This window comes from Saccharopolyspora sp. ASAGF58 (assembly GCF_012277335.1).
Taxonomy (GTDB): Bacteria; Actinomycetota; Actinomycetes; order Mycobacteriales; family Pseudonocardiaceae; genus Saccharopolyspora; species Saccharopolyspora hattusasensis.
In genome coordinates this window covers 6,051,029-6,076,979 of record NZ_CP040605.1, presented here as the reverse complement: position 1 = coordinate 6,076,979, position 25,951 = coordinate 6,051,029, and the positions used below count along the sequence as shown (strand labels likewise).

The 25,951-nt window shown below is 66.3% G+C and carries 24 protein-coding genes and 1 pseudogene; 7 read left to right on the top strand and 18 right to left on the bottom strand.

Annotation, left to right across the window (positions count from 1 at the left end; all coding sequences use genetic code 11):
• Positions 1–168: 168 nt before the first annotated feature.
• The 10 genes from FDZ84_RS28330 to FDZ84_RS28285 all read right to left on the bottom strand — a co-directional run bounded on the left by FDZ84_RS28330 (position 169) and on the right by FDZ84_RS28285 (position 10,373).
• Positions 169–1,620, bottom strand: a complete 1,452-nt coding sequence (locus FDZ84_RS28330) for an aldehyde dehydrogenase family protein (RefSeq protein ID WP_168588357.1) — start codon at positions 1,618–1,620, stop codon at positions 169–171.
• 15 nt (positions 1,621–1,635) lie between these two features.
• Positions 1,636–3,054 carry an APC family permease gene (locus FDZ84_RS28325; RefSeq protein ID WP_210435169.1) on the bottom strand — a complete coding sequence of 473 codons (1,419 nt, stop codon included), beginning with the start codon at positions 3,052–3,054 and terminating at the stop codon, positions 1,636–1,638.
• Between the two features lie 145 nt (positions 3,055–3,199).
• Complete coding sequence (locus FDZ84_RS28320) at positions 3,200–4,087, bottom strand: dihydrodipicolinate synthase family protein (RefSeq protein ID WP_210435168.1); 888 nt, start codon at positions 4,085–4,087, stop codon at positions 3,200–3,202.
• 88 nt (positions 4,088–4,175) lie between these two features.
• Complete coding sequence (locus FDZ84_RS28315; protein ID WP_168588356.1) at positions 4,176–4,769, bottom strand: PolC-type DNA polymerase III; 594 nt, start codon at positions 4,767–4,769, stop codon at positions 4,176–4,178.
• A gap of 64 nt (positions 4,770–4,833) precedes the next feature.
• Positions 4,834–5,643 carry a CBS domain-containing protein gene (locus tag FDZ84_RS28310; protein ID WP_168588355.1) on the bottom strand — a complete coding sequence of 270 codons (810 nt, stop codon included), beginning with the start codon at positions 5,641–5,643 and terminating at the stop codon, positions 4,834–4,836.
• 6 nt (positions 5,644–5,649) lie between these two features.
• Positions 5,650–6,351, bottom strand: a complete 702-nt coding sequence (locus tag FDZ84_RS28305) for a GntR family transcriptional regulator (protein ID WP_168588354.1) — start codon at positions 6,349–6,351, stop codon at positions 5,650–5,652.
• 43 nt (positions 6,352–6,394) lie between these two features.
• Positions 6,395–7,432, bottom strand: coding sequence for a proline racemase family protein (locus tag FDZ84_RS28300; RefSeq protein ID WP_168588353.1), 1,038 nt, complete (start codon positions 7,430–7,432; stop codon positions 6,395–6,397).
• Between the two features lie 5 nt (positions 7,433–7,437).
• Positions 7,438–7,923 carry a hypothetical protein gene (locus tag FDZ84_RS28295; RefSeq protein WP_168588352.1) on the bottom strand — a complete coding sequence of 162 codons (486 nt, stop codon included), beginning with the start codon at positions 7,921–7,923 and terminating at the stop codon, positions 7,438–7,440.
• Entirely contained in the window at positions 7,920–9,536 is a 1,617-nt protein-coding gene (locus FDZ84_RS28290; RefSeq protein WP_168588351.1) for a GMC family oxidoreductase, read from the bottom strand. The genes FDZ84_RS28295 and FDZ84_RS28290 overlap by 4 nt, the downstream gene beginning before the upstream one ends.
• Positions 9,537–9,605: 69 nt before the next feature.
• Positions 9,606–10,373 (bottom strand): SDR family NAD(P)-dependent oxidoreductase, encoded by a 768-nt coding sequence (locus FDZ84_RS28285; protein WP_168588350.1) that lies wholly within the window; start codon positions 10,371–10,373, stop codon positions 9,606–9,608.
• A gap of 353 nt (positions 10,374–10,726) precedes the next feature.
• Between FDZ84_RS28285 and FDZ84_RS38125 the strand changes: the two genes are divergently transcribed.
• From FDZ84_RS38125 to ald, 4 genes are all read left to right on the top strand, one after another.
• Positions 10,727–11,287, top strand: coding sequence for a hypothetical protein (locus FDZ84_RS38125; protein ID WP_210435167.1), 561 nt, complete (start codon positions 10,727–10,729; stop codon positions 11,285–11,287).
• Positions 11,288–11,289: 2 nt separating this feature from the next.
• On the top strand, positions 11,290–11,691 hold the full coding sequence (locus FDZ84_RS38120; protein ID WP_210435166.1) for a DDE-type integrase/transposase/recombinase: 402 nt from the start codon (positions 11,290–11,292) through the stop codon (positions 11,689–11,691).
• A 300-nt stretch (positions 11,692–11,991) separates the two neighbouring features.
• On the top strand, positions 11,992–12,546 hold the full coding sequence (locus tag FDZ84_RS41110) for an HAD family hydrolase (protein WP_371812695.1): 555 nt from the start codon (positions 11,992–11,994) through the stop codon (positions 12,544–12,546).
• A 355-nt stretch (positions 12,547–12,901) separates the two neighbouring features.
• The gene (ald, locus tag FDZ84_RS28275; RefSeq protein ID WP_246868489.1) at positions 12,902–14,029 is read left to right on the top strand and encodes an alanine dehydrogenase; all 1,128 of its coding nucleotides are present in this window, start codon (positions 12,902–12,904) and stop codon (positions 14,027–14,029) included.
• A gap of 435 nt (positions 14,030–14,464) precedes the next feature.
• Here the strand turns inward: ald and FDZ84_RS28270 are convergent.
• From FDZ84_RS28270 to FDZ84_RS28260, 3 genes and pseudogenes are all read right to left on the bottom strand, one after another.
• Positions 14,465–14,674, bottom strand: a pseudogene (locus tag FDZ84_RS28270) (ATP-binding protein); the annotation flags it as partial.
• 807 nt (positions 14,675–15,481) lie between these two features.
• The gene (locus FDZ84_RS28265) at positions 15,482–16,507 is read right to left on the bottom strand and encodes a phosphotransferase family protein (protein ID WP_371812694.1); all 1,026 of its coding nucleotides are present in this window, start codon (positions 16,505–16,507) and stop codon (positions 15,482–15,484) included.
• The gene (locus FDZ84_RS28260) at positions 16,504–17,697 is read right to left on the bottom strand and encodes an acyl-CoA dehydrogenase family protein (protein WP_168588347.1); all 1,194 of its coding nucleotides are present in this window, start codon (positions 17,695–17,697) and stop codon (positions 16,504–16,506) included. The genes FDZ84_RS28265 and FDZ84_RS28260 overlap by 4 nt, the downstream gene beginning before the upstream one ends.
• A 123-nt stretch (positions 17,698–17,820) precedes the next feature.
• Here FDZ84_RS28260 and FDZ84_RS28255 point away from each other — a divergent pair, with 123 nt between their 5' ends.
• The 3 genes from FDZ84_RS28255 to FDZ84_RS28245 all read left to right on the top strand — a co-directional run bounded on the left by FDZ84_RS28255 (position 17,821) and on the right by FDZ84_RS28245 (position 20,310).
• A complete protein-coding gene (locus tag FDZ84_RS28255; RefSeq protein WP_246868488.1) occupies positions 17,821–18,411 on the top strand; it encodes a TetR/AcrR family transcriptional regulator in 591 nt (196 codons plus the stop codon).
• A gap of 394 nt (positions 18,412–18,805) precedes the next feature.
• The gene (locus FDZ84_RS28250) at positions 18,806–19,552 is read left to right on the top strand and encodes a FadR/GntR family transcriptional regulator (RefSeq protein ID WP_246868487.1); all 747 of its coding nucleotides are present in this window, start codon (positions 18,806–18,808) and stop codon (positions 19,550–19,552) included.
• Entirely contained in the window at positions 19,549–20,310 is a 762-nt protein-coding gene (locus tag FDZ84_RS28245; protein ID WP_168588345.1) for a cache domain-containing protein, read from the top strand. The genes FDZ84_RS28250 and FDZ84_RS28245 overlap by 4 nt, the downstream gene beginning before the upstream one ends.
• A gap of 78 nt (positions 20,311–20,388) precedes the next feature.
• Here the strand turns inward: FDZ84_RS28245 and FDZ84_RS28240 are convergent, their stop codons facing one another.
• The 5 genes from FDZ84_RS28240 to FDZ84_RS28220 are packed head-to-tail and all read right to left on the bottom strand — an operon-like array spanning position 20,389 to position 25,950.
• Entirely contained in the window at positions 20,389–21,777 is a 1,389-nt protein-coding gene (locus FDZ84_RS28240; protein WP_168588344.1) for an ammonium transporter, read from the bottom strand.
• A 3-nt stretch (positions 21,778–21,780) separates the two neighbouring features.
• Complete coding sequence (locus FDZ84_RS28235; protein ID WP_210435165.1) at positions 21,781–22,806, bottom strand: hypothetical protein; 1,026 nt, start codon at positions 22,804–22,806, stop codon at positions 21,781–21,783.
• Positions 22,803–23,108 (bottom strand): hypothetical protein, encoded by a 306-nt coding sequence (locus FDZ84_RS28230; RefSeq protein WP_210435164.1) that lies wholly within the window; start codon positions 23,106–23,108, stop codon positions 22,803–22,805. The genes FDZ84_RS28235 and FDZ84_RS28230 overlap by 4 nt, the downstream gene beginning before the upstream one ends.
• Entirely contained in the window at positions 23,105–24,625 is a 1,521-nt protein-coding gene (locus FDZ84_RS28225; RefSeq protein WP_168588343.1) for an FAD-binding oxidoreductase, read from the bottom strand. The genes FDZ84_RS28230 and FDZ84_RS28225 overlap by 4 nt, the downstream gene beginning before the upstream one ends.
• Positions 24,622–25,950, bottom strand: a complete 1,329-nt coding sequence (locus FDZ84_RS28220; RefSeq protein WP_210435163.1) for a (Fe-S)-binding protein — start codon at positions 25,948–25,950, stop codon at positions 24,622–24,624. Before FDZ84_RS28220 ends, FDZ84_RS28225 begins: the two co-directional genes overlap by 4 nt.
• Between the last annotated feature and the right edge of the window lies 1 nt (position 25,951).

Genomic DNA, 25,951 nt, shown 5'->3' with positions numbered 1-25,951 from the left:
ACGTCGTGAATTGGCATTCATGATGTCGGGGATCCCGCAGCGAGAAGGACCCCTGAGGTTCCGCTACCCGCACCGCTACGCAAACCACTTTCGAAACAGGCGCTAAAGCGGCCGCTCTGTTGGCGCCGAGCAGCCCCTCCGGTCGCCGGAAGGAACCGACACGACTGTTCAGTCGAGGTTGACCACGACCTGCTTGAGCCGGGTGAACTCCTCAACGCCGGTCGCTCCGCCTTCCTTGCCATAGCCGGACGCCCCGAACCCGCCGATCGGCGCCTCTGGTCCGACCGCCATGTGGTTGTTCACCCAGACATTGCCGAACTCGAGGTCCCGGGTGAAGCGCAGCGCACGAGCAACGTCCCTGGTCCACACCGATGCGGCCAGACCGTAGGGAGTGGCGTTGGCGAGCTGGATCGCTTCCTCTTCGCCGGCGAAGGTCTGCACCGTGGCGACAGGGCCGAAGATCTCGGTCTGCACCAGTTCGTCGGTCTGCTGGAGACGACCGATCAGGGTGGGCTTGAAGAAGAACCCCGGCCCATCGGGGGCCTCGCCGCCGAGCAAGAGCTCCGCATGTGCCGGACGGTTCTCCACCAGCTTGCGCACGCTCGCCAGCTGCTGCTCGCTGATCAGCGGCCCGAGCTTGGTGTCTGCATCACCGGCGTCACCGATCTTCCAGCGGCCCATGGCGTCTGCGAGTTGGCTGGTGAACTTCTCGTAGAGGCCTTCGGCCACCAGGATTCGTGTCCCGGACATGCATTCCTGGCCCGCGTTGAACAGCACCGCGTTCGCCAGGATAGGCATCGCTTTCTCCAGGTCGGCGTCATCGAAGACGACCACCGGAGCGTTGCCACCGAGTTCCAGAACCAACCGCTTCGGGCCCGCGGCTGCCAGTTCTGCGATGCGCTGGCCCGCCCGGGTCGACCCGGTGAAGGAAACCAGGTCGACATCCGGGTGCGAGACCAGGGCTTCCCCGACGGTGTGACCCCGACCGTGCACCACGTTGAGCACACCCGCCGGCAGCACCTCGGCGGCCAACTCGGCGAAGCGTGTCGTCGAAATGGGCGTGTTCTCCGCAGGCTTTACCACCACGGTGTTCCCAGCGGCGACCGCTGGAGCGATCTTCCACACCGCCTGCCACAGTGGGAAGTTCCACGGCGTGATCGCCGCGACCACGCCAACCGGCTCACGCCGCACCATCGTGGTGTTGCCGTCCAGATACTCCCCGGCAGCAGGCCCCGTGCTGGAGCGCGCCGCGCCCGAGAAGTAGCGCAGGGCGTTGAGGATGCCGGGAAGTTCCTCTTCCTTGGCCGTGGTGCACGGCTTTCCGGCATCCGCGCTCTCCAGCGCGACGAACTGGTCCAGGTTCGCCTCGAACGCATCGGCCAGCTTGCGCAGCGCGTCCGAGCGCTCGCCCGGAGTCGTTCGAGCCCACTTCCGCGATGCCGCCTTGGCCGCCTGCACGGCCTGGCCGACCTCCTCGACCGTGCTTTCGCGGAAGGTGCCGATCTGCTCACCGGTCGACGGGTTGAGGACCCGGACAACCCGCTCCGACGAGCCCGGCCGGGTTTCACCGCCGATGACGTTCTCGATGGTCAGATTGGATACCTGTGCGTGCTTGCTCATCAGTCTCCGTTTTCCTTACCGCTCGAGTTCGAGCGAGTGGTCGATCCCGGAGATCCGCCCGCGACGGGACGCCGGGATCATCATGTACATGGCCCAGCCGAGGACGATGACGCCCAACATGCCGAGGCCGACGTTGATCCAGTCCGACCACACCAACAGCGTGCAGAGGACTGCGGACCAGAGCACGGCGATCACGAACACCGGCACCGATGCCGGCCCAAGCCGCCAAGGGTGCTCGGGCAGCGTTTTCTTGATGACCGCGAACAATCCAGCGGTGACCACCACCCCGTACGCGAGGGCCCACGCGAGTGCTGTCAGCGCCGTGAGGACCGACAACACCGACGACCAGAACGCGAAGACGGTGGAAAGCGCAGCGCACACCAAGGTGGCGTTGATGGGGATGCGCTGCCGGCTCACCTTCCGCAGCCAGCTCGCGCCCGGCAGTTGGCCGTCCCTGGCCTGGGACCAGAGCACGCGGACACCAGTCAGCTGCAGCATGGCCATGGTCGCCAGCAGAGCCGTGATCGCGATGATCTCGAAGAGGTTGGTGATGGTCGTCCCCACCGCCGAGTCCAGGATGTACTTCATGGGCGTGTCGCTGTTCATCACCTCCGCCACGTTCGGGATCGCGAGCACGACGAGGAAGAAGAAGACCAGCCCCACCAAGTAGGCGGACGTGTTCGCCAGAAAGGTACCCAGCGGCGCGATCTTGGCCGCGTTCTTCGTCTCCTCCGCGGCGTTGCCCGTCGCATCGAAGCTCGAGATGAGGTACGCGGGCAGGATCATGGCGAACAGGAACGGCAGCCACCAACCGCCGGCGGTCGTCCCCGCCGTCTCGGTGAAGATGGAAAGCGGTTGGGTGTCGTGCTTGACGATCAGCAGCGCGCCGATGATCAGCACGATGCCGGCGATCTCCGCCACCACACCGATGTTGTTGAGCAGTGCTGCCGCTTTCACCCCGGCCAAGTTCACGATCGTGATCAATGCGACGAGGCCGAACGCGAACAGCGAGGTCTGAACCCCGGTGAGATCGGTGAGGCCGAACCATGCAGCCACGAACGGAACCAGACTCACCGCGACCGCTGCCATCGCGACGGTGTGTGCGATGACGAGCCACCACCCGCTCTGCCAAGCCAGCCAGCGAAACGGCGTGATCCGGCTGATGATCTGGTACACGCCGCCAGAAAGCGGAAATGCGGAAACGAGCTCCGATACCGCCAGCCCGACGAAGAACACCTGCAGGGCTCCACCGACGACGTACGCCCAGAACGAGGCCGGTCCGAAGAAACCGAACCCGACAACGATGGTCGTGTAGAACGCCGACGCGATCGCGATGGAGGTGAACTGCACGCCGAAGCTTGAGAACAGCCCGAGGGTCCGGTTGAGTTCCTGCTTGTAGCCAAGCTTGTGCAGCAGCTCCTGGTCCTTGTCCACGCCCGGATTCCCGGACATTCGACCCGTGTCGAGGTCAGCCTCAGCGGATCTGCCTTCGGATGGTGGCTTTTCAGCACTCATGCTTGTCTCGCAGTGGACAGGGCTGGCTTCGCCAGCCGGTCTGGTCCGGCGGATCCCGGACTTTTCAAAGCTCGACGTCCAGCTCGTGCAGGATGGACTCGAGCGCGGCCTTGCGTTCTTCGTCGAGCACCGCGGTTGGCTCCCGAGTGGAGCCGGCCGGGATGCCAAGCACCTTCATCGCGTCCTTCACCCCAGCGGCATAGCTACCGGATGTCAGGAACCGCAGCACCGGAAGAACGGCACCCCACTCCCGCTCCGCAGAGCGCAGGTCTCCGCGACGAACCGACTCGTACACGGAAACCAGTTGCGGTGCGAGGAAATTCGATGAACCGGTGATCGAACCCGCTGCTCCTTCGAGGAATGCGGTCAGCAACAGCGTGTCCCGGCCGACGAATGTGGAGATCACGTCCGAGTAGTGGTGGATCAGTGCCGCTGCCTGGCTGAAGTCACCTGAAGTCTCCTCGACGTACCGGATGTTCGGCGACTTCGCTGCCAGATCGGCGATCTCCTGCGGACCGAGGAGCACTCCGGCGGCGGTGGGCGCGTTGCAAACGACCACAGGAATGCTGATGGCGTCCGCCAGTGCACGGAAGGCCGGCTTCACCTCGTCCGGTTCAAGCGATTGCTGGTACGGCGGTACCGCCATCACCGCCGAGGCACCCGCTCGCTCCGCATGCCGCGACAGCTCGATGGTCTCCTTCTTGGTCATGGCACCGGTGTGCGGCACGACGGGGACTCGACCACAGGTCTGGTCGATGACGATCTCCACGACCTTGCGACGTTCGGCGCTCGACAGCTGGGCGAATTCGCCCGTGGAGTGGCACGGCACGAGTCCGTGCACCTTGCCATCGAGCGTCCGCTCCACCAACAGCCGCAGTGCCCGCTCGTCGACCGAGTTGTCCTCGGCTCGAAACGGGGTTGCGACTGCGGAGAACACGCCCTGCAGGACCAACGGAGACACCCACTTGGATTGACTATTGGCGATTGTCGACAATTTTGCATCGGGCTTGGATCGTTTGCAAGAGGTCTCCCCCGCTAACTCAACGAAGTCGCCACGCGCGTCCACTCCTCGCACTCAGGCCCCAAATTCGGCTGATGTCAAGGAGATCGCCGGCCATGAGAGGCTTGGCCTCGCTCTCTATGCGGGTGGCAAGCACGAGCAACAACTGCGCAGTGGTCACGGCATCCCCAAGCGCGTGGTGCGGGGTGTGCACCGGGAGCCCGAGCGCACGCGAAAGCACTTCAAGCGATGGTTCATCGCCGCCCTGCGGCCAGAGCCCCGCGTACCGCGCCAACGCGGCCGTGTCCACCAGGTCGTCAGGCACGCGCTCGCCGCAGGACCGGAGGGCCCGGTTGAGGAAGGCGCGCTCAACCCACGCGGCATGCGCAACGAGCACGGAACCTGCCGCGACGGCACGCAGCTCGGCCAAAGCCTCCAAGATCCCAGGGGCACCGGCCACCTCGTCGTCGGTCAGCGCATGGACCTTCATCGCGGAAGACGAAATAGCGCACCGGGGTTTGACGACCCGGTACACCGTCTCATCGGTCACCCTGCCTCGGTCGACCACCGAGACGCCCACCGAAACGATCTCGTCGTGCGCCAGGTCCAGGCCAGTCGTCTCGATGTCGACCACCGCGAACCGAGCTGCTCGCCAAGCCTGGTTCCGGTCGCAGGACCAAGGGGTTGTGCGGCGGTACCTATTGGTCAACGCACGCGTGACACCCATCGCGAACGTCCGCAGTGGACAGATCGAACACCCGGCAGACCCCCACCGGCCGCTCCGCCGCGTCCACCACTACCAGGTGGTGCACACCGTGCTGGATCATCTCGAGGAACGCGGCGGCGGCCGACGTGGAATTGCGGACCGTTCGAGCAGGTACCTTGCCGATCGTGCGCACCGGCGCATCGACCGGCACATCCCCCGTGGCGACCAGGCGCCGGCAGTCGCTGTCGGTCATGATGCCGAGCCCCTGCGGCGTCTCGAACAGCACACATGACTGGTGCGCCTCCGAAATCAGCCGCGCGGACTCGCGGATCGGTGTGTCCGAACTGCACCACAGCGGCGGGCGCATGAACTCGGCGACGTCGCGCAACCCGTAGTCGGCCGCCCCCGAGGTCAGCTTCTGCCGGCTCACCAGAATGTTGTAGTGCGCGAAGGTCAGCCGTTCCGGATGAGCCAGGAACTCGCGCGGATCAGGAACGTGGTAGCAAAGCGTGTCCGTAACAGCGACGACCGACAACGGAGGCGGCAACCCGCTGAGGACGGAGATCTGCCCGAAGGTGTCCCCCGGCCCCAGCTCGTCGATCACTCGGCCCCGGTCGACGACGTGGACCACTCCGGCTCGGATCACGGACAGGTGCGCGAGCCTGTCCTCGTTCGCCCCGACGATCGTCGCGCCGGCGCGGTAGAACTCGACCTGCACCAACCGGGCGAGCCGCTCCAGGTCCCCGGCGTCGAGCCGGTCGTAGGGCGACTGCTTGCCCAGGAAATCGATGTATTCCTGCACTGCCGATCACCCCCGGTTCTTCAACGAATCCTGCACCGCCAAGGGACCCGCAGGGTGGTCCTGGAGAGGTGCCCCCGGCGCCGAGTGGACGTGGTGCGCGAGTGCGTGCCGGAACTCGTCGACGTCACCCGAGAGGATCAGGGTCATCAGATCCTCGTGGGCCGTGGCGATCTCGTGCAGATCGCTGTAGGAGCGATGGTCGGCCGCGAGAAAGAGTCGCAGCTTGGTCTCCCAACCGTCCCACATGTCCTGGAGCAGCTCGTGCCCGGAGTGCTCGTAGAACAGGCGGTGGAGCTGCAGATGCGCATCGATGCTTGCGGGGATGTCGTCCCGGTCGGCAGCAAGGCGCATCACCGTCACCGCTGCTCGCATATCCGCGTTCCGGCTTCCCTGCAGAGCTTTCGCCGACAGCGCTGCCGCGTAAGGCTCGACCAGGTACCGGATCGAGGCAATCTGCGCGATCGCTTCGGCGCTGACCTCGGCGACGAACGTACCGCAGAAGGCGACCTTGGTGACCAGGCCGTCCTCCTCCAGCTTCGTCAGAGCCTCCCGCACCGGCGAGCGGCTGATGCCCATGTCCGCCGCGATGTGCGCCTCGCGCAACTGCCCGCCTGCCGGCAGCGTGCCATCGAGGATCGCCTGGCGAAGGACTTGGTACACGCCGTCAGGTCGGGTGCGCAGCTCCAGCGGTGCGAACTTTGCCGTCATCTGGCGATCCCCTTCGACCACGGTCTTGCCTGCTCGGATGGCGTCAGTCAGCAGCCGTCATCCACGTGTCAGCGAGGGTGTAGCCCTGCGGGAACGGGTCGGTCGGATCGACGCCGACCTGGCTGAGTTCCGTGATCCAGGCCTGGCCGGTCACCGACGGCGTGACCGCTGGGACACCGCCGACGCTCGTAAACGACTCGATCCGGGAACCGAACTCGCTGCCGATGATGGATTCGTGGACGAACTCCTCCCCCACCCCGATCTGGTCGCGCGCGTGCATGACCGCCAGCCGGGCGGAGGTACCGGTTCCGCACGGAGACCTGTCCAACCGGCCCGGTGAGACGACCACGGTATTGCGCGACCGCAGCACTCCGTCCTCCCGCCGCAGCGGGCCGGTGAACTCGGTCTGCGTGATCCCGGCGTACTCGGGACGCTCGGGGTGCACGGCTTCGAGCTGCTCGGCCGCGGCTCGCTTGAGCTGCTGACCCACGTCACACAGTTCCCTGCCCTCATCGGGTGTGAGCCGGAAACCGATCGACCCTGCGTCGACGAGGACGTAGGCCATGCCGCCCCACGCGACGTCGACCGTCACCGTCCCCAGCCCCTCGACCTCGATCTTGGCGTCGAGGTGGTAGACGAAGGCGGGCTGGTTGGTGAAGGTGACGCCGGTGACCTTGCCGTCCTGGCAGGTGCAGCGCAGGCGGATGAGTCCGGCTGGTGCCTCCAGGACGAGTTCCGTGACCGGTTCGACCATGGGAACCATGCCGGTCTCCAGCAGGACGGTCGCCGTGGTGATGGTGTTGCTGCCGGACATCGCGGGGTACTCGGTTGACTCCGCGATGACGTATCCCATGGCGGCTTCCGGGTTGTTGCTGGGGAGCACGATGTTGGCCACGTGGATGACCCCGCCGCGCGGTTCGCGCAGCAGGAGCTGGCGGATGTCGTCGCGGTGCTGCTCGATGTAGCGCATCTTGTCGAACATGGTCTGGCCGGGAACATCGGCGAAGCCGCCGGTGACGACCTTGCCGATCTCCCCTGCGGCGTGGCACTCGACCACGTTGAGTACTCGGTTCCACCGCATCGTTGTCAGGCTCCTTCGGGGGTCGGGACATAGAAGTGCCCGCGCTCGAGGACGGGGTCCAGAATTCCGTCGCCTATCTGGTCGGCGGCCTCCTCCAGCCCCGCCGGATCCCGGCGCTGCCCGGGGTAGCCGACGGCGGCGCGGATCGCCGGGACCATCAGATACGCGCCCGCAGCAACGGTCGACAGGACGGTGAACGCCGAGCTGTCCTCGTCATGCATCCGCCGCAACCAATGCTCCAGACCGTCGCGGCTCGTGGGGGCTTCGGCCAATGCGGCGGTGATGGTGTCGAAGGCATCGGAGCGCGTGGCGAGCGCGATTTCCAGCTTTGCTGCGAACTCCGGACACCTGCTGGGCGGCGGCACTTCCTCGTTCCCACAACACAGGACATCTGCGATCGCCAGGTAGCGTTCCTGCTCGGCAGCGGTCAACGGGCGCGGCAGCGTCTTGCGCACCGGTGGGACCGACAGCCGCTCGATGGACGCACTCATGCCACTGCCTCCCGGTTCTTGGCGGTGTCCGCGATGTGCTGGCCCACTCGCAACGCCAGTGCGGCGATCGTGCAGGTCGGGTTCGCCGATCCGCTGGTCACGAAGATGCTGCCGTCGGCGATGAAGAGGTTGTCGACGTCGTGCGCCTGCCCGAAGGAATTGACCACGGACGTCTTCGGGTTCTCGCCCATCCTGGCGGTCCCGAGCAGGTGCCCGGGCTGGTCGACCCACAGCTCCACGGCGATGGTGTGTTTCGCGTCGACCGCGGCGTGCAATTCCTCCATGCGCGCAACGGCGAACTTGAGGAGTTTCCGGGTGTTCTCGCTGATCCGGTAGTGCACCGCTGGGGCGGGGATGCCGCTGTCGTCGGTGAGGTCCGGGTCCAGCGACACGAAGTTGGACTCGTCCGGCAGGTCCTCGGTGTTGGCCGCCCAGAGGATCCCTCTCGCGTGCGACGAGGCGATGTCGAGGAAGTTCTTCCCCCACATCGCGTCGTAACCGAGCTCGCGCTGCGTCTCAACCGCGTTCAGCGGTCCCGGCGTCGGCAGGGCGTGCATCTTCACGCCGCGGACGAAGTCGTGCTCGGCTCTGGTGTCGTAGAACTCCAGGCTGTGGATCAACTGCCCGGCGGGACCGCGCCAGCTCTCGAGGTCGTCGTCGTAGTAGCCCGTGACGCTGCAGTTCGGATGCAGCATCAAGTTCTTGCCCACCAGCCCCGACGAGTTCGCCAGCCCGTCTGGGTGGGCGGGCGAAGCGGACAGCAGCAGGGTGCGTGCGGTGCCGATCCCGTTGGCGCACAACACGACCGCGTTGGCTCGCTGCAGGTGTTCGCGGCCGTCGCGGTCGAGCCAGACAACACCGGTAGCCCTGCCGTTGGCCCCGGTTTCGACGTGGCGGACGCGTGCACCGGTGATCAGCGTGGCCCCCGACCGCAGCGCGTGCGGCCAGTAGGCGACGTCGAAGCTGGCCTTAGAGCTTTCCGGGCATCCCCACTCGCAGGTTCCCCATCGGGCGCACTGGGCGAGCTCCTTGAACTTCTGGCTCGGGATAGCGTTCGTGCCGGGCCACCAGTGCCAGCCCAGCTTGTTCGCGGCTTCCGCGGCTTTGCGCCCGGCCTTGCCCAGTGGATGCGGCGGCAACGGGTACTCCAGCCCTGGCGGGTAGGCGGTGTCGCCGTCGAGCCCGGAGACGCCGATGAACCGGTCCACGGCGTCGTAGTACCGGACCATGTCCTCGTAGGTGATCGGCCAATCGTCGGCAACGCCGTCGAGGGTCCGCACCCGGAAGTCGGAAGGCAGCAGACGTGGCCATTCAGCGCCGTAGTAGATGCTGGAGCCCCCGACCGCGTTGAACATCACCGGATGCATGTCCGAGTCCGACACCCCGACCGGGTAGTCGGACGGGAGTTTGCGGACGTTCGGGTCGTGGGCCCACTGGTCCTGGATCTGCAGTTCCCACTGCGCGTTGTTCGCCGGGAAGTCCGTCGGGTTGACCCAGTCGCCCTGTTCCAGGCAAACCACCTTCAGCCCGCGTTCGGCCAGGGTGTGAGTGACGACCGCCCCAGAGGGCCCCGCCCCGACAACGACCACATCGGCCACGGCGCTGTCAGCCATTGGTATCTCCGTAGTTGTTGAGGTCCGAATCGGCCCGGCTAGCGGCACGAGCCGACCCGGAAGCCGGGATCACGCCTTGCAGAGAACGCCACCGTCGACGACGAACGCGGTACCGGTCATCGCCGAGGACGCGTCGGAGATCAGGAAGGTCACCGGCTGCGCGATCTCCCGTGGCTCGATCGGCCGGCCGATCGGCTGGAAGCTGGGAAGCCCCTCTTCGAGTGCCTCACGTCCACCGAGCTTGGTGTAGTGCGGCACGTTGAGCGGCGTGTCCACGAAGCCCGGGCACAAGGTGTTGGCCCGAATCCCCTGCGCAGCGTGGTCCAGGGCGATCGCCTTGGTCAGCATCAGGACCGCACCCTTCGACGCGGTGTAGAGCGCGAGCTGGGGTTCTGCGGCCAGCGAGTTGATCGAGCCGAAGTTGACGATCGACCCGCCGCCGGAGGCGAGCATCGCGGGGATGGCGTACTTACATCCCAGGTAGACACCCTTGACGTTGACGTCGAAGTGGAAGTCATACTCCGCCACCGACGAGCTCGGCACGTCGTTCGGCGCGAGCACGCCGGCGTTGTTGACCAAGCCGTCGAGCCGTCCGTGCTGGGCGACGGTGTTGTCGACGAGGCGGCTGAATCCGCCGGCATCGGTGACGTCGAGCTCCACAACTTGCCAGCGGGGGTCGTCGTGCTTCGCGGCCAGTTCCTCGACCTGCTGCTTCTTGCGAGCGGTGGCCACGACGACGGCCCCCTCGGCGAACAGGTCCTCGGCAATGGCCACCCCGATACCGCCTGCCGCACCGGTCACGATGACGACCTTGTTCTCGACCAGATTCACGAGCATCTCTCTCTTGTCGACAATCGACTATCAGTCTCAATGCGTCCCCACCGGTTCGTCAAGAGGAGGAACCGCGGACGCGACGTCAAAGTTCGGACGATCAGCCACAACACTGCGCCACCAGCCATCTCGGCACCGCAGCGGCGAGCACTGGAACAGCGATCAGAATTGTCGACAATCGACCACGAACAACTCCTCGGAGTATGTGCCCCGAAAACCGACGGAGTCAACCCTCCGCGTTGACTCATCCAAAATGCCCGCGTAGATGAGTCGTTGCCTCACGTAAGAATGCCCGCGTACGGCGTGTCGTGCGTCACCTGTGGGGGCTGGTGTGCTCATCGTGACCGATGGGACTAACGATGAGCCAGCGCAAGGCCGTGACGAAGGCAACCGCGATCCGGTATCGTTCGGCGTCCAAAAAGGACAATACCGTGATCTTGGCGGAGTTGTGCGAGCTGACGGGCTGGCACCGCGACCACGCGCGGAAGGCGCTGCGGCTGGCACCGGGGCCGAAACCCGTTGCCAGGAAACGGAAACCGCGGCCACCGGTGTATGGCGAGGACGTGCTGGTGCCGCTGCGCAAGATCTGGGCGGTGCTGGACGCGCCGACCGGTAAGCGGCTGGCCCCGTTCCTGCCCGAGATCGTGGCGGTGCTGGAGCGGGCCGGTGAGCTCGACCTGGAGCCCGGGGTGCGGGCCAAGCTGGTGTCGATGTCGGCGGCCACCATCGACCGCCGCCTGGCCCCGGACCGCAAGAAGATGCAGCTCAAGGGCCGCTCGGGCACCAAGCCGGGGTCACTTTTGAAGTCGCAGATCCCGATCCGCACCTGGGCGGACTGGAACGAGAACACCCCCGGGTTCGTCGAAATCGATCTCGTCGGGCACGAGGGCGGCAACCCCAGCGGCGATGCCACACCCTGACGGTGACCGACATCGCCACCAACTGGACCGAAACCGCCGCGGTGCGCAACAAGGCCCAGAAGTGGGTTTTCCCGGCCCTGCAAGGCATTCTGGACGCATTCCCGTTCCCCGTGCTGGGTATCGACTCCGACAACGGGTCGGAGTTCATCAACGATCACCTGCGGCGCTTCTGCGAGAAAAACAAGATCACCTTCACCCGGTCACGGCCGGGCAACAAGAACGACGGCTGCCACGTCGAGCAGAAGAACTGGTCGTGGTGCGCCAGGCGGTCGGGTAGCACCGCTACGACACCCCGGCCGAACTCGAGCTGCTCAACGAGCTCTACGCACTGCTTCGCCTGCAGCTCAATTTCTTTTCCCCACAACAAAAACTGCTCTCCAAACACCGCGAAAGCGCCAAAGTGATCAAAAAAAATACGACACCGCCCGCACCCCGTACCAACGGGTCCTGGCCGACACGAACATCCCGAAGCAGATCAAGACAGCGCTCACCCGCCGGTACCACACGCTCAACCCCGCCCAGATCCGCCGCGACATCCACGCCATCAACGACCGGCTCCTCGTGCTCGTCACCGCCAAGCAACCAGCACGCCTGCCCACCACCCCACCCCAACCATCCCGGGCAAAATCATCTGAGTCAACGAAACCCCGTTCGCGGGCATCTTGACATGAGTCATCGGGGAAGTCTGGCATGTCCTCCTCACCATGCGGGGACACCGTCGAATACCCGACGATTCCGTAGGATTCCAGGGATCCAGGCAGTGGCTGGAGCGCCTCGCCGCACTGTCCAGAGGACTGGACCCGACCGAGGTAGCGGAATGGTGCACGGATTACGCGATCAAAGCCCTTGCCACCGGAAGCCTGTGCCTGCGTAACGGCTCGACCGACCTCGTGTCCTCGGCCGCAGGTCGATTGCTGGTCGCCCTGGTGTCGTCCGCACCACGACGATTCGTCGAGGCCGCGGTATCGGCGTTCGAGTGGGGTCGGTACTTGACGGCGACGGTACTTGCAGATGAGACACCGGACGGCAGGCCCTGCCTCGACATGTATGCGCTCGCCGCGTCGCGAATCGGCGTCGATCCCCAACATTGCCTCGCGCTCGAAAATTCCTGCGGTCGACTTTCCTTTGCCCGAGCAGCCGACATGGAGGTCCTCTCGATACCCAAGTCAGCGTACCCGCCGGAACCGCATGCCCTGGTCACTCAACTCAGGGCGCTACTCGCCACGGTCTCACCGACACCACGGTCGACGGAGACATGAACGGACTGCGCATCGGCACGCCTGAGCTGATGCGGCGGGGATGACGCCCACCGGCATGCCTGAGCCGGCGGCCCTGAACGCGCGAGGGCCGGACGAGGCGGTCGAGCCCGAACGCGTGGTGCCAGAGGTCACGGCCTCGCCTCGGAGGCGGTTCACCGGCGTGCGCTATACGGTGGACCAGACCTGACGAGGCCGCCCCGCCGGTTGTCGCCGACCACCTCATCCCGCATCGCGGCACGGTGCGCGCGAAGCCCGGGAGGGGATGGCCGAGGCGATATCCATGCCATCACGTCCTTCGACTTCCTCACCACCACGTTGATGACGTGAACGATCAAACCCGGAAAGGAGTATGCAGGTGCCGAAACTCGTCGTTGGGGTGCCGAAGGAAATCAAGGACAACGAGAACCGGGTGTCAGTTCAGCCCGACGGCGTCGCCGAACTCGTCCACCATGGACATGAGGTGCTGGTAGAGACGAACGCCGGCACCGGTTCGCGATTCACCGACGCGGAGTTCACCGCGGCCGGAGCCACGATCCTGCCCAACGCGGACGAGGTGTTCACCGGCGCCGACCTCATCGTGAAGGTCAAGGAGCCGATCCCTGCCGAGTACCACCGCTTCCGCGAGGGCCAGCAGCTGTTCACCTACCTGCACTTGGCCGCAGACAAGCCGCTCACCGAGTTCCTGATCGAGCGCAAGATCGACTCCATCGCCTACGAGACGGTGCAAACCGCGGACCGGAAGCTGCCGCTACTCACTCCGATGAGCGAGGTCGCCGGTCGAATGGCAGTGCAGGCTGCAGCGCATCACCTGGAGAGCCCATCCGGTGGTGCCGGACTATTGCTCGGCGGTGTGCCCGGGACCCCGGCGGCGAAGGTACTGATCATCGGCGGCGGGGTGGCCGGCACTGAGGCGGCCAAGATCGCCGCCGGGATGCGGGCCATGGTGCGGGTGCTGGACACCAATCCCTCCCGGCTGGCCTACCTGGCCGACATCTTCGCGGGCAGGCTCGACCTGGTGGTACCCAACCGGGCCCGGCTGACCGAATACGTCGCGGAGTCCGACGTGGTCATCGGCGCAGTGCTGGTGCCGGGGGCCAAGTCCCCCAAGCTGGTCACCCGGGAAATGATCGCCCGGATGCGTCCCGGCAGTGTCGTGGTGGACATCGCCATCGATCAGGGTGGCTGCTTCGAGACCAGCCGCGTGACCACCCACTCCGACCCGACCTACGTGGTCGACGGAGTGATCCACTACTGCGTGGCCAACATCCCTGGCGCAGTGGCTCGCACCTCGACCCTGGCCCTGACGTCGGCGACCCTGCCCTACCTGATCAATGTCGCCGACCAAGGCATCCGCGCTGCGGCCCGTCAGGACGACGCGCTGGCCAAGGGCCTGAGCACGCTGGGCGGCGCCTTGGTGAACGAGCCGGTGGCGCAGGCGCACAACCTCACCTACACCGACCCCGCCACCGCGCTCGCGGGCTGACCCCGACAAGGTGCTTGCTCGATGCTGCTTTGCGCCGGTTTCGAGGTGTTGAGGTTGACGATCATGAGCCGTTTCTCAGGGACCCGACGACGGGCGCGTTTGTGGCCTTGGACGAGGGTGCAGTGGTCAGTTGGGTATGGGGCTTTCGGCAACGTTCGTCACGTGTGCGGGTATTCGCAGGTGCAGCGGGTATTCGCAGGTGCAGCTGTATGAAATCGAGGAGACGCGGCGGCGGGGCGTTGGCCGGGCGTTGCTCGCTGCCTTTCGGGATCTCGCGGCCAAGGAGGGCCATCGAAAATGTGACTGTTCACCTCGAACTCCTGCTGCACAAGGGAATCACAGATGATCGGATCGCCGACCGCACCTGTCCAGCGATGAGCTGAGCCAGCCACGGCACGCGGATTCCGCGCACGCAGCTCCGCATTCAGAACTCGATCAGTCCGCTTGCATCTCGTGGCGAGGAAGTCGGAGCACGAACCTGGCCCCTCCTTCCGGCCGGTTTCCGGCTTGGATGTCGCCGCCGTGCAGCCGGGCCTTGGCCTGGGCGATCGCGAGCCCGAGACCGCTGGTCTCCGAGCGGGTCCGCACCGCGTCCGCCTTGTAGAACCGGTCGAACACGTGCGGCAGCAGTTCGGGACGCAGCCCAGTGCAGTTCAGCGGTTGCCGCCGGCGCGGGATTTGCTGCGTCATAGGTCGAGGATTGCGGCTATGGGGATTGCTGCCGCCAATCCGGTGAGCAGGACTGCGGCCAGCGCGCCGAGGAACGCCAGCTCATCGCCGTACCGGCGGCGGCCAGCGACAGCAGCGTGCAGGAGATCGCCCAGCGCCGCTGACCCGAGATCGCGAGAGTCGCGGCTACATCTCAGGAGTTACACCGTTAAAATTACAGTCCCCCGCTACAGACCCGAACTGCTCTCCGGAGGCCAGTGACAACACTAGGCGTCACGCGCGGCGATCGATCGGGTCCGGCCTTGAGAGACGGCTACCGCCGCCGTATGGGGCCGAAACTCCCGTAATCACCTTGCTGGCCGGACGGGTGTGAGGAGGCCCAGGCCGAAGTGGCGGTGGGCGCCGAGCATGAGGGGCCGGGGTTTTTCGGTGAACTTTCGGGTTGTCGTGGGGGTGAGTTCGAGAGTGAGGCCAAGTCCGGGGAGTCGTTGGTTCGGTGGGGAGGTCGAGTTCGGCGGCGAGTTCGGCGCGGAGTTCGTGGGTGACGAACTCTTCGGTGGTTTCTTTCTTGCGGTGTCGCCGGAAGCAGACCGGGGTCAGGGTGCGCCACGCGGTCGCACGGTCAACCGCATGGCAGGGGCGTACCGGTCACGCAATCGGCTTGACTTCCTCATTGAGACTCTCTGAAGTGGCGATGAGTGATCGGCGCGCGTCTCACCTGTAGGTGGGCGATTGGCTGGGCGGCGATGGCAATGACGCAGCAGCCTTGACCAGTCAACTCAGTCATTTCCGCGACAGGGCTCTGAGTCCGGCGGCTGCCAGTGGCGCGACCGCCTTTCCGACGTCGGCGAAGCCGTCTCCTCGTGTGTCGCCGCGTTGGTGGCGCCCGTGTATCCCTTCCGCGATCACGGCGATCTTGAAGTAGGCGAGGGCCATATGGAATTCGAGATGCACCAACTCTCGTCCCGATACGGTGGCGTAGCGCTGCGCGAGATCAGCGGGGCCCGGCATGCGATGGGACGTCGATGCGGCGGAGCCGCCCAGGACAGGCGCGAACGCCGAGTCGCGATAGGCGAGGTGCACGGCGAGATCCGCGAGTGGGTCGCCGAGTGTGGCCATCTCCCAGTCGACGAGTGCACGCACTCGTCCCGGGTCGCCCGGGGCAAGGATCGCGTTGTCGACCCGGAAATCGCCGTGCACGATCGCTGATCCACACTCGCCCGGGCACAGCTCGTCGAGCCTCCGGTGAAGCGTCTCGATGTCCGAGGACTCACGGGTACGTACCCGGTTCCACTGGCTGTACCAGCGCTCGACCTGTCGCCGGAGGTAGCCTTCTGGTCGGCCGAAATCGGCCAGGCCGACTTCGCCGGGGTCAACCGCGTGGAGCGCGGCGAGCACGTCGACGAGGCCGGCCGCGCACGCTCGGACTTCGCTGTCAGACCAGGTGGCCAGGTCTTCCTCGCTGCGGACGACAGTCCCGGGGACGAACTCGACGACGGCGAAGGGAACTCCGATCACGGAGTCGTCGGCTAGCACGATCGGTTTCGCGACCGGAACCGCACTGTCGACAAGAGCGGAGACGATCCGGTACTCACGTGCCATGTCGTGTGCGGAGGGCGTCAAGGTGCCCAGCGGTGGGCGGCGCAGGACCCAGGTGATGTCACCCGTCGTGAGTCGGTAGGTCAAGTTGGATCGCCCGCCTGACATGAGCTCGGCCCGCAGGCCACCTGCGTAGCCAGCGAGGCGCTCCGCGAAGAATCGGTCGAGCGCGGTCAGGTCGAGGCCCTCGACACCATTGGCCGCGATCACGCCGACGCCTTAGCGGAGTGCTGCCGGACCGCCCGCCGCGCGATCGACCACCGGTGCACCTCCGACGGACCGTCATAGATCCGGAATGGCCGCACCTCTCGAAGGAAACGTCCCAGCAGGACGTCACCGGACACTCCCAGGGCCCCGCACAGCTGCAAGGCCCGGTCGACCACGCGCCACACGGCCTCCGCGGTGAACGTCTTAGCGATCGAGACTGCCTGCCTCGCCGGCTGGCCCTGGTCGAGTTCCCAACACGCTTGCAGGATCAGCCCGTGCGCGGCTGCCACGTCGATCTCATTGTCGGCGATCATCTGCTGGGCCATGCCGAGCTCGGACAGGCGCGACCTGAACAGTCGCCGGTCCGTCACGCGCGTGAGAGCGATGTCCTGGGCTCGCCGGGCGATGCCGAGCCAGCGCATGCAGTGGGTCATCCGAGCAGGGCCGAGTCGCACCTGTGCGTAGCGGAAGCCTTGGTCGACCTCGCCGAGGACCGCATCGTCACCAACGACGCAGTTGCTGAACTCGACTTCGAGGTGGCCAGCGTAGAGGCTCTCGTCCAGCGTCGGAATGTGCCGGCCCACCTTCATGCCCGGGTTGTCGGCGTCCACCAGGAACATCGTCGCGCCACCGGGATCGCCGGGCTCGCCGGCTGTGCGGGCCATGACGATCGCGAACGCCGCGCCGTCGGCGCCGGTGATGAACCACTTCCGCCCGTCGATGCGCCAGCCGTCCCGCACTCGGGTTGCGCGCGTGGCCAGCGCGTCCGGGTCCGAACCGGCGCCCGGTGCGGGCTCGGTCATCGCGAAACAGGACCGGATCTCACCCGCGGCCAGCGGCGCCAGGTAGTCGTTCTTCTGTTTCTCGGTAGCTATCGCCTCGAGCAGGTGCATGTTGCCCTCGTCGGGAGCCGCGATGTTGAGGGCAAGCGGTCCCAGCAAGGAGTAGCCCGCCTCGGCGAAGACCGCTGCACGGGCGCGCATGTCCAGCCCGTGGCCCCCGAACTCCGCGGAGACGTGCGGCGCGAACACTCCGCTCTCGCGCGCCTGCCGTTGCAGCTCTCGCCGCACCTGTTCGGACGGCGCGACCCCGCCGGTGGCGAGCTCGACCGGGATTACCACCTCGCCGACGAAGTCCGCGGTCCGTTTCGCCAGGTCGGCTACCTCGGGGTCGGGCGAAAAGTCGACTGCCATATGTCACTCCACCTTGGCTAATCACTATTAGCCTTTATCAAAGCCCACGTCACACTGATAGGCAAGTGTCCTGCCAGATATGCCACACTGGCGGCTATCGAATCATTGCCCCAGGAGGTAGCTGTGCCCGATCGGCGACGCAAGGGGCGGGCGGCGGACATCCGGAACGCCGCACTCGACCTGTTCGTCCGCCGCGGCTTTGAGGCCACCACGATGGCAGACATCGGTGCCGCGGTGGGTATCCGTGGCGCGAGCTTGTACAAGCACGTCGCGTCGAAGCAGGAGCTGCTGGCCACGATCACGACCAACACCATGGAGCAACTGCTGGAGGGACATCGACTGGCTGTGGCCGGCGCCGGTACCCCCGCCGAACGATTGCGCCGAGCTGTGGACGCACACGTGCGCTATCACGCACGACATCGCCGCGAGGCGTTCGTCGGCAACAGAGAACTGCGCAGCCTCGTCGAGCCCTACCGCGCGGTTGTGCTCGGCCGCCGGGCGGAGTACGCCAATTGCTTCGAGGATCTGATCGCAGATGGCATCTCGACCGGCGATTTCCGCGTTGACTCGGCCCGCCTGGCGGCGTACGCGATCCTCGATCTCGGCATGGGGGTGGCGGTGTGGTTCCGCGAGGACTCCGGGCCGACGGAGAACGAGGTCGCGTGGCAGCACACGGAGTTCGCGCTGCGGATGGTGGGTGCCCGTGACTTCTGAAAAGCCGACCGACCGTGGTCGGGTCGACGATCGGATCACGATGTGGCCGCGCGACGAACCCATCCGCTGCCACCCTAGCGAGCCCGTGTGTCATCCTGCCGGAAAGGTGTCGCTCAGGAGGTCCTCGATCGATACGTCGTACCTGTTCGGTGAGCCATCCCGCCGGGCTTCTGCCAACGGCTCAGCGCTGCGGCTCCAGTCGCGTCGGCGACGCGATGCGCGGCGAGCAGCGACCTCGCCGCATGAGGCAGAACGCCACTTCTTTCCAGACCAGTCGCGTCGGCCTTGTCACACCCCTGTCCGCAGCCGATCCCGACGGCAAACCTACAGTATTATGTGTATTGGGGGTTTCGTCAGGGTTGGGATCCGGCTCTGCAAGCAACGAGGGGGCGGATTGGACGGCGAGCGAACAGCTCTGATCGCACCGCTGGGCTCAGCTGGCCGCGCCGACGAGATCGCGATTCGCATCACCGAGGCCATCCAGCTGGGGCTGCTGCGCGACGGGGAGAGACTTCCCCCGGAGTCGGAATTCGCGGCCCAATTCGGGGTTTCCCCGGTCACCTTGCGTGAAGCGATCGCGGAGCTGCGCGACCGCGGACTGGTGGAGACCCGGCGAGGCCGCTGGGGCGGCACGTTCGTCAAGCGGTCCCTGGAACCCGACGAGGGGCCGGACATGGCTCGGCTCGCGGCTCTCACCTCCGCGGAGTTGCGCGACATCGCCGATGAGCAGACCGCGATCGCGGGGTTGGCGGCCCGGCTGGCCGCCGAGCGGTCGTCTCCTTCAAACCTGGAGCGCATCCTGTCACTGGTCGACCTGCTGGCCGCGGCGGAGACCCGCGGGGCGCGGATCAAGGCCGACAGCCGGTTCCACATCGAGATCGCGATCGCGACGCGTTCGGAACGGCTGACCCGGCGGGAGGTGGCGCTGCAGGCCGAAACGGTCGGCATGCTCTGGGGATCCCACCTGCCCGACAGCGAGCTGAAGAAGATCGCTATCGAACACCGGGACATCGCGGCGGCGATCTCGGCCGAGGACGGCATTCAGGCCGGCACGCTGGCCGAGCAACACGTGCGCAACAACCTCCGGCGCCTGACCTCGGGCCGTTTCGCGCTCGTCGATGCGATCGGGAGCCCGCAGTGACCGGGGAAGGCGGTCTCGAGACCCGTCGGGCGAGCGTTGCCCAGGTCCGGCAGCGTCTGAACGATCTCCTCGATGGCTGGCGCGCCCCGGTGGCGGATCTGGCGGCGGCGGTGTCCGCGATCGCCGAACCTCCTCACGACGGCGACGACAGCCCGGCCGTCTCCGAAGCCGCGCTTGACGATCTGGTGCCCTCGGTGGAGCGGCTAGTTCAGTCCGCGCGAGCCATCATCGGCGCCGGTTTCATCGCGGCGCCAGGATTGGTCGACGGCTGCGAGCGGTACATGTTGTGGCTGCAGAACCGCGACGGTGCGGCTAGGCGGCTGCGGCTCAATTTCGACACCTCGGACGTCGACGCCTACGACTACGTGCGCATGGACTGGTATTCGCGGGCGCGTTCGACACGCGGAGCGTGCCTGACCGGGCCCTATCTGGACTACTCGGGCTCGGACCACATCGTGGTGACGTTGACCGTTGCGGCCAACTGCGGTTCGCAGTTCGCGGGTGTCGCGGGCATCGATCTGTCTGCCCATGCCGCGGAGGGCCTGCTCGTGGAGCAGTTGCGCGCGCTCGAGGCCGATGCGGTTGTCTTCAACGACGAACGCCTGGTCGTGGCGGCCAACTCGGCGCGGTGGATGCCAGGGGAACGGGTGCCAGCCGTGCGCGGCGAGGCGCTGGGCCTCGACCAGTCCGAACGCCTGCTCGCCTGGTCGGGCTGGACGCTGGGAGTCGCACGCAGCGAGATCCAACAGCTCCGGTAGCGGCACCAACTGGGGCAGGTCACGTGCGGATGAGTGAGGGGCCGATCGACCTAGTGGTCGATCGGCCCCTCACTCGTCTCAGCCCGTGCGCACCGCCGGGTCAGCGGGCGTGGGCAGCGGATCCGGCTTCGCTCTGGGTGTCCACTCCACTGAGTCCGCGCCGGTGATCTCGTCCTCTTCGGTGACCCTCAGCTTCATCACCGCGCCCAGCACGAATACCAGCAGCAGCGCGGAGACGACGGCGATGGCGACAGTGACCGCGACGCCGACCAGCTGCCACCACAACGTGATGCGAGCGTGCTGGAAGCCGAACTCGCCGGTGAGCCCGAAGTACCCTCCGGTGGGTGTGCCCCAGGCGAGCGCGCCGACGATCAGGTCACCCACGATGGCAGCGCAGGCCAGTGGGAAGACTTTCGCGTCGTCGATACCGCGGCGGTTGACCAAGGTGTAAACGGCCGCGACCACTAGCTGCCCGACCACGGCGACCAGCAATGTCTCCCACGGTTTGAGCACGTCGAAACCGGTGGTGTTGGCGACGTACCCAGCCAACGGTCCCAACAGCGCGTGGGTGGGGTTGCGAGTGGTGTGGGCGATCAGCGCTCCCACCGCGCCGCCTCCGGCGAACGAGACGACCACGTTGACGTAGATCAGGCCGAGGCCGGTGGTGGTCATGGAGACGCCGTAGAAGCCCTCGCCTGGAACGATGAACCCGCATCCGATGACGATGAGCGGAGCGGCGAACAGGAGCACCACAACACCGAGCGCGGCCAGCGGGACGCTGTTGGGGACCCAGCTTGCGGGCTTGCCCGGTTTCGGGAACAGGCCTGCCCGCGGTCCCAACCGCAGGGTCAGCACGAGGCCGAACACCCCGGCGAAGATGTAGGAGCTGTACGAGCCGACGAAGTCGTGCACGCCGGCGTTGGTCAATGGGCTCGTCGATCCCCACGTCAGCCAGAGCAAGACCGGATAGACGATCCCGCCCACAGCGGCGCAGATGACGTAGTACGGCCCGCTGCGGATGCGCTCGGAGACGCTGGTGTGCAGCAGGGCGCACACGAACCCACCGTAGAGGGCGAGGAACACAAAGAAGATCTGCGAGTTCCCCACACCCGGTGCCACCGCGGGATCGACGTTCTGTGCGTATTCACGCAACAGCGACCCGCCGAACCACCAGTCCTTGAACGCCTGACCGAAGCTCGCCTCGACCCCGAGAGCCTGGTAGTACTGGAAGTTCCACAGGGCGAACCCACCGACCATGTAGGCGACGGTTCCGACGAGGAACCCGATGATCTTCTGGATGCTCGTCGTGAGCACGTTCTGCCGCCTGACCAGACCCGTGTCGATGAGGATCAGCCCGAGCAGAGCGAGGACAACCGCCGTCGACGACAGGATGTAGAGCAGGTTCTGCGTGAGCGCGTTCGTGTCGACCTGATCGCCGAAGTCCGCCGAGAAAAAGGTCGCGGGCATCGCTCACCTGCCCAGGTAGGTGTGCAGGGGGAAGGTGCGGTAGCGCAGCCGCGGCAGCTTTTCCACGGTCACGAAGCCGGCGGGCGCGGCGATGACGTCGGGGACCCGGTTCACCAGCTGGGTGCAGGTGGTGACCTGGGTCGGCACCGTACCGTTGGACAGCACGAGGTCGGGTTCGCCCTTGATCTCCCACTCGTTGATGTCCCCGTCGCCCGCGCCGTAGACGCGGCCGGACATTTCGAAGTTGAACACGGGACCCTCGGTAGTGACGATCTCGTCGATGTCTGTGAAGCCGATGACCTGGCCCGGGAGGATCTCGCGCTGCAGCGCCTGCGAGAACATGGACGTCTCGGCGATGTCGGGACGCGTGTTGGTCGTGACGGACTTGACCGTCAGCCCCGTGTCCGCGACCAGCGCGTCGAGCACATTGCGCCCGAAGGTGGGCGGGCGCTCGGCACTGGCGAGCCACTCGTCGAACTCTTCGACGGTTTTGCCGACCTGCTGGTCGCCGGCGACCTCCGGGCCGTAGTCGTCAACGTTCCAGCTCGCGTGCCCGGTCACGGAGTCGATGCGGTGCGCCGTGCCCATCATCAACGCCACGATGTTCACCCAGTAGGTGTCCTGGTGGCCGGTGCCGGTGAGGGTGGCGCCGGTGCGCTTGGCGATCTCGTCGAGCTCACGGGTGATCTCGGGCGAGGTCTGCCAAGGGTAGAGGGCCTCTTCCGAGAGGGTGACGGCGTTGACGCCGTGTTCGGCGCAAGCCCGCAGCTGCTCCACGGCATCGGTCATGTAGCTGTTGACGGCGATGACCGCGACGTCCGGTCGAGTCCGCTCGAACACCTCGTGGGGGTCGTTGCTGATCACCACGTCCAGGCTCCGCCCGATGCCGGTGACCTCGCCGAGATCGTTGCCGACCTTGGATTCACTGCGCGAAATCGCGCCGACGATCTCGACGCCCTTGTCCAGGAGCAGGCGCGTCGCGATGGAGTTCATCGCGCCGACACCGTAGACGACTGCCTTGATAGTCACTGGTTGGCTCCTTTGCCTTGATCCGGACCGGACGGCGGGCCGGGGTCCGGCCCCTCACCCGCCAGCAGCACCTCGTCGGCGAACTCACGGTGTACCGCCTCGAGGTGATCCCACCTGGCGGCGACGATGCGCTTGGTGTCCCAGACCGGCATCTTCTGCTGCCGGAACCGGGTCATCCGCTCGGGATCGACCTCGAAGACATGCTCGAAGCGCTGCACGACCTGGTCGGTGACGCGCTCCGGTTCAGGGGGGACCTGTTCGGACGGCACGTAGCGGCCGAACCGGTAGGGGCTGCTGCTCACGACCGAGCTCCCTCCAGGTACGCCTCGTCGAGGCTCTGTTTGCCGGGGTTCATGATGTTGTTCGGGTCCAGCGCCCTCTTGATCGTCTTCATGACTTCCCAAGACGCGCCCATCTCGGTCGGCACCAGTTCCGCGTCACCCGCACGGGTGGCTCCGTGGCAGGCCGACATGGAGCCTCCGTGCTCGATCGCAACCTGCGCGATCTCGCATTTGAGCGAGACGAAGGCGTTCCAGGACGCCTCGTCCATGTTGTCCTCCCACAGCCCCATGTCGATTTCGAGGAGGACGTCCCCCCAGGGCTTGTGCGGTGCGTTGGTGTAGGCGAAGGCTCCCCAGTCGTCGAAGATGTCGTACTGCTCGCAATAGCGGCGCGCGATCTCGTGCCACTTGCGCAGCACCTCGGGAACCTCGCTGTAGGGGATCGCCGCGTCCTCGCAGTGCCACGACATCGGGATGACGTTGCCGTCCGCATCACGGCCGTGGAGCGGGTTCGCGTAGCGGTCGTGGCGCGCTGCCCAGTCACCCGAGGCGATCTCGTCGCCGATGTAGCGGCCACCGAGGCTGCGTCCGAGTTGCATCACGACCTTCTGCGCCGGTTCGACCTCGGCGCGGGCCCCCAACAGCGACACCGCGCACACGGCCTGCACCCACTCCGGCTGCACGATGTAGGCCTCGTCGTCGCGCCGCAGGTACTCGACTTTCTCCGGGTCGAACAGCATGACCCCGGCCAGGGTGGCCAAGCCGCTCTTCGCGAGCAGAGAGAAGGTGCGGTAGGCCGTGTCGTAGTCCTCGAACAGGAAGAACGCCGCGAACTCGGTCTCGGCGCGCGGGACCAGTTCCAGCGTCGCCTCGGTGACGATGCCCAGGGTTCCCTGATGACCCATGAACAGATGCTTGAGGTGGTACCCGGTGGAGGACTTGCGGATCTTGCGCCCACCACCGTCGCCGACCTCGATGACCTCGCCGGTCGGGAGAACTATCTCGAACGAGATCACCAGGTCTCGGGTGTGGCCGTAGCGCGCCCCGAGCAAGGACAGCCCGCTGGTGCCGATTCGTCCGCCAACGAGAGCGCAGGCGTAGGACGCCGGATCGTCGGGATAGACCACCCCGTGCGGCTTGAGGTGCCGGTTGAGGGTCTGCATGTTGATGCCGGGCCCGACCGTGACGGTGTTGTTGACCAGGTCGATCTCCTTCACCTGGTCCATCCGCTTCACATCGACGAGGATCCCGCCCCTCATCGGGACGGCGCCGTCGGCCAGACCCGTGCCGCCGGCCCGCGGCACGATCGGAATCTTGAATTCGTTTGCCAGCTTGACGATCCGCGAAACCTGCTCCGTCGTGCGGGGCAACACGACCACGTCGGGCAGGAACTCCTCCCACCGGTGCACCGGGAAGGGTGCCGGCACCCGCGCGCGGTTGAACCTGCTGGAGCGGCCGGTCAGGACCGCGCCCGGCTCGTCGACGATCTCCTCGAGCCGCTGGATGACTTCGCTGCTGATGGTGACGGGCGCGGTCATGCCCGGGTCCTCCCACCGATCTCGATGCCGGCGGACTCGGCGACCAGCTCGATGATGTCGCGCACCTCGATACCGGCCTCGTCACCCGCGGCTGTAAGCGGCCGCTCGGACCAGACGCACGCGCTGACGAGCAGGTCCACGTCCAATGTCGACGCCTGCTCCAGTCGTCGACGGCTGATCTCGCCGGTGATCTCCGGCTTCTCGATGGGCAGACCCCCACCGCCGCCTGAGCAGTAGGACCATTGCGTGACGCGGTCGACGTCACGGAAGTCCAGCCCGGGGATGGCGCGCAGGATCTCCCGCGGCGCTTCGTGGATTCCCTTGCGCTTGTTGAGCCGACACGGGTCGTGGTAAGTCGCCACCCGGTTGATGGAGTTAACCAGCTCGAGGCGGCCGTCCCGGATCAGTTCGGCGACGAGGTCGATGATCTGGACGACCTCGAAATCGAACTCCTCACCGAAGTAGGCCGGGTAGTCCTCGGTGAAGTGGACGTAGTCGTGCGGCTCGATCGCGATGATCCGCTTAACGCCCGAGCGTCGCCAGTCATCGACGTTGTGGCGGGCGAACCGCATGGACTGCTCGACATAACCCATTTCCGCGGCCGGACCGCCGCAGCACCACTGCTCGTTCATCAACCCGAACTCGACACCGGCCTTCTGCAGGATCTGCGCGGTGGCACGCGGCACGGACGTCCGGTAGTAGGCGGCCTCGCAGTCGACGAACATGATCGTCTCGCCCCCGATGGGGATGTTCAGGCCCTCGCCCCAGTCCCGGACCTGCGCCTGACCGTTGGCCTGATCGCCCTCGACACCGAGGACCGGTTCGTTCTTCAGCTCGTTGGTGAGCCGGTTCCAGACCTTCCACTTCTCACGGTCGAGACCCTTGTCCACCAGCATCGCCCGCATGGCGCGCACGACCTTCACCGTCTCGGTACGTGCCCGGTAGAAGTCACCGACCATCAGCGTGTTGGGGCACCGCACCTCGCAGCCACCGCACTGGGTGCAGTGGACGTAGTCGTCGGCGACGTCCTCGACACTCAGATGCCCCTTCTCCAGGGCGATCACGTTGGCGTGGAACGCGGTCGGGGTGTGGTTCTCGTTGCGGGTCACCTGCGTGACCGGGCAGACCTCGCGGCAGAACTTGTGTCCCGAGGAGAAACAGCCGGTCGCGTTCTCGTGCCATTTCTCCACGAAGGCCTGTTCCACGTCACCGAGGTGCTTCGGCATGGCGAGGTCGACCTCGTTGCCGGACCCGTTGGCTGAACCGTTGCCTGACTGCATCCCCGTGTCCGCGGTCGGCGCCTGAGATTCCTGCTTGTCGCTCACG

What these genes read in the sequence shown, in the direction of transcription:
- FDZ84_RS28330 (WP_168588357.1), bottom strand. Translation starts at nt 1,620, where the DNA reads ATGAGCAAGCACGCACAGGTATCCAATCTGACCATCGAGAACGTCATC.
- FDZ84_RS28305 (WP_168588354.1), bottom strand. Translation starts at nt 6,351, where the DNA reads ATGACGGCAAAGTTCGCACCGCTGGAGCTGCGCACCCGACCTGACGGC.
- FDZ84_RS28300 (WP_168588353.1), bottom strand. Translation starts at nt 7,432, where the DNA reads ATGCGGTGGAACCGAGTACTCAACGTGGTCGAGTGCCACGCCGCAGGG.
- FDZ84_RS28295 (WP_168588352.1), bottom strand. Translation starts at nt 7,923, where the DNA reads ATGAGTGCGTCCATCGAGCGGCTGTCGGTCCCACCGGTGCGCAAGACG.
- FDZ84_RS28290 (WP_168588351.1), bottom strand. Translation starts at nt 9,536, where the DNA reads ATGGCTGACAGCGCCGTGGCCGATGTGGTCGTTGTCGGGGCGGGGCCC.
- FDZ84_RS28285 (WP_168588350.1), bottom strand. Translation starts at nt 10,373, where the DNA reads ATGCTCGTGAATCTGGTCGAGAACAAGGTCGTCATCGTGACCGGTGCG.
- FDZ84_RS38125 (WP_210435167.1), top strand. Translation starts at nt 10,727, where the DNA reads ATGAGCCAGCGCAAGGCCGTGACGAAGGCAACCGCGATCCGGTATCGT.
- FDZ84_RS41110 (WP_371812695.1), top strand. Translation starts at nt 11,992, where the DNA reads ATGCGGGGACACCGTCGAATACCCGACGATTCCGTAGGATTCCAGGGA.
- FDZ84_RS28260 (WP_168588347.1), bottom strand. Translation starts at nt 17,697, where the DNA reads ATGGCAGTCGACTTTTCGCCCGACCCCGAGGTAGCCGACCTGGCGAAA.
- FDZ84_RS28240 (WP_168588344.1), bottom strand. Translation starts at nt 21,777, where the DNA reads ATGCCCGCGACCTTTTTCTCGGCGGACTTCGGCGATCAGGTCGACACG.
- FDZ84_RS28225 (WP_168588343.1), bottom strand. Translation starts at nt 24,625, where the DNA reads ATGACCGCGCCCGTCACCATCAGCAGCGAAGTCATCCAGCGGCTCGAG.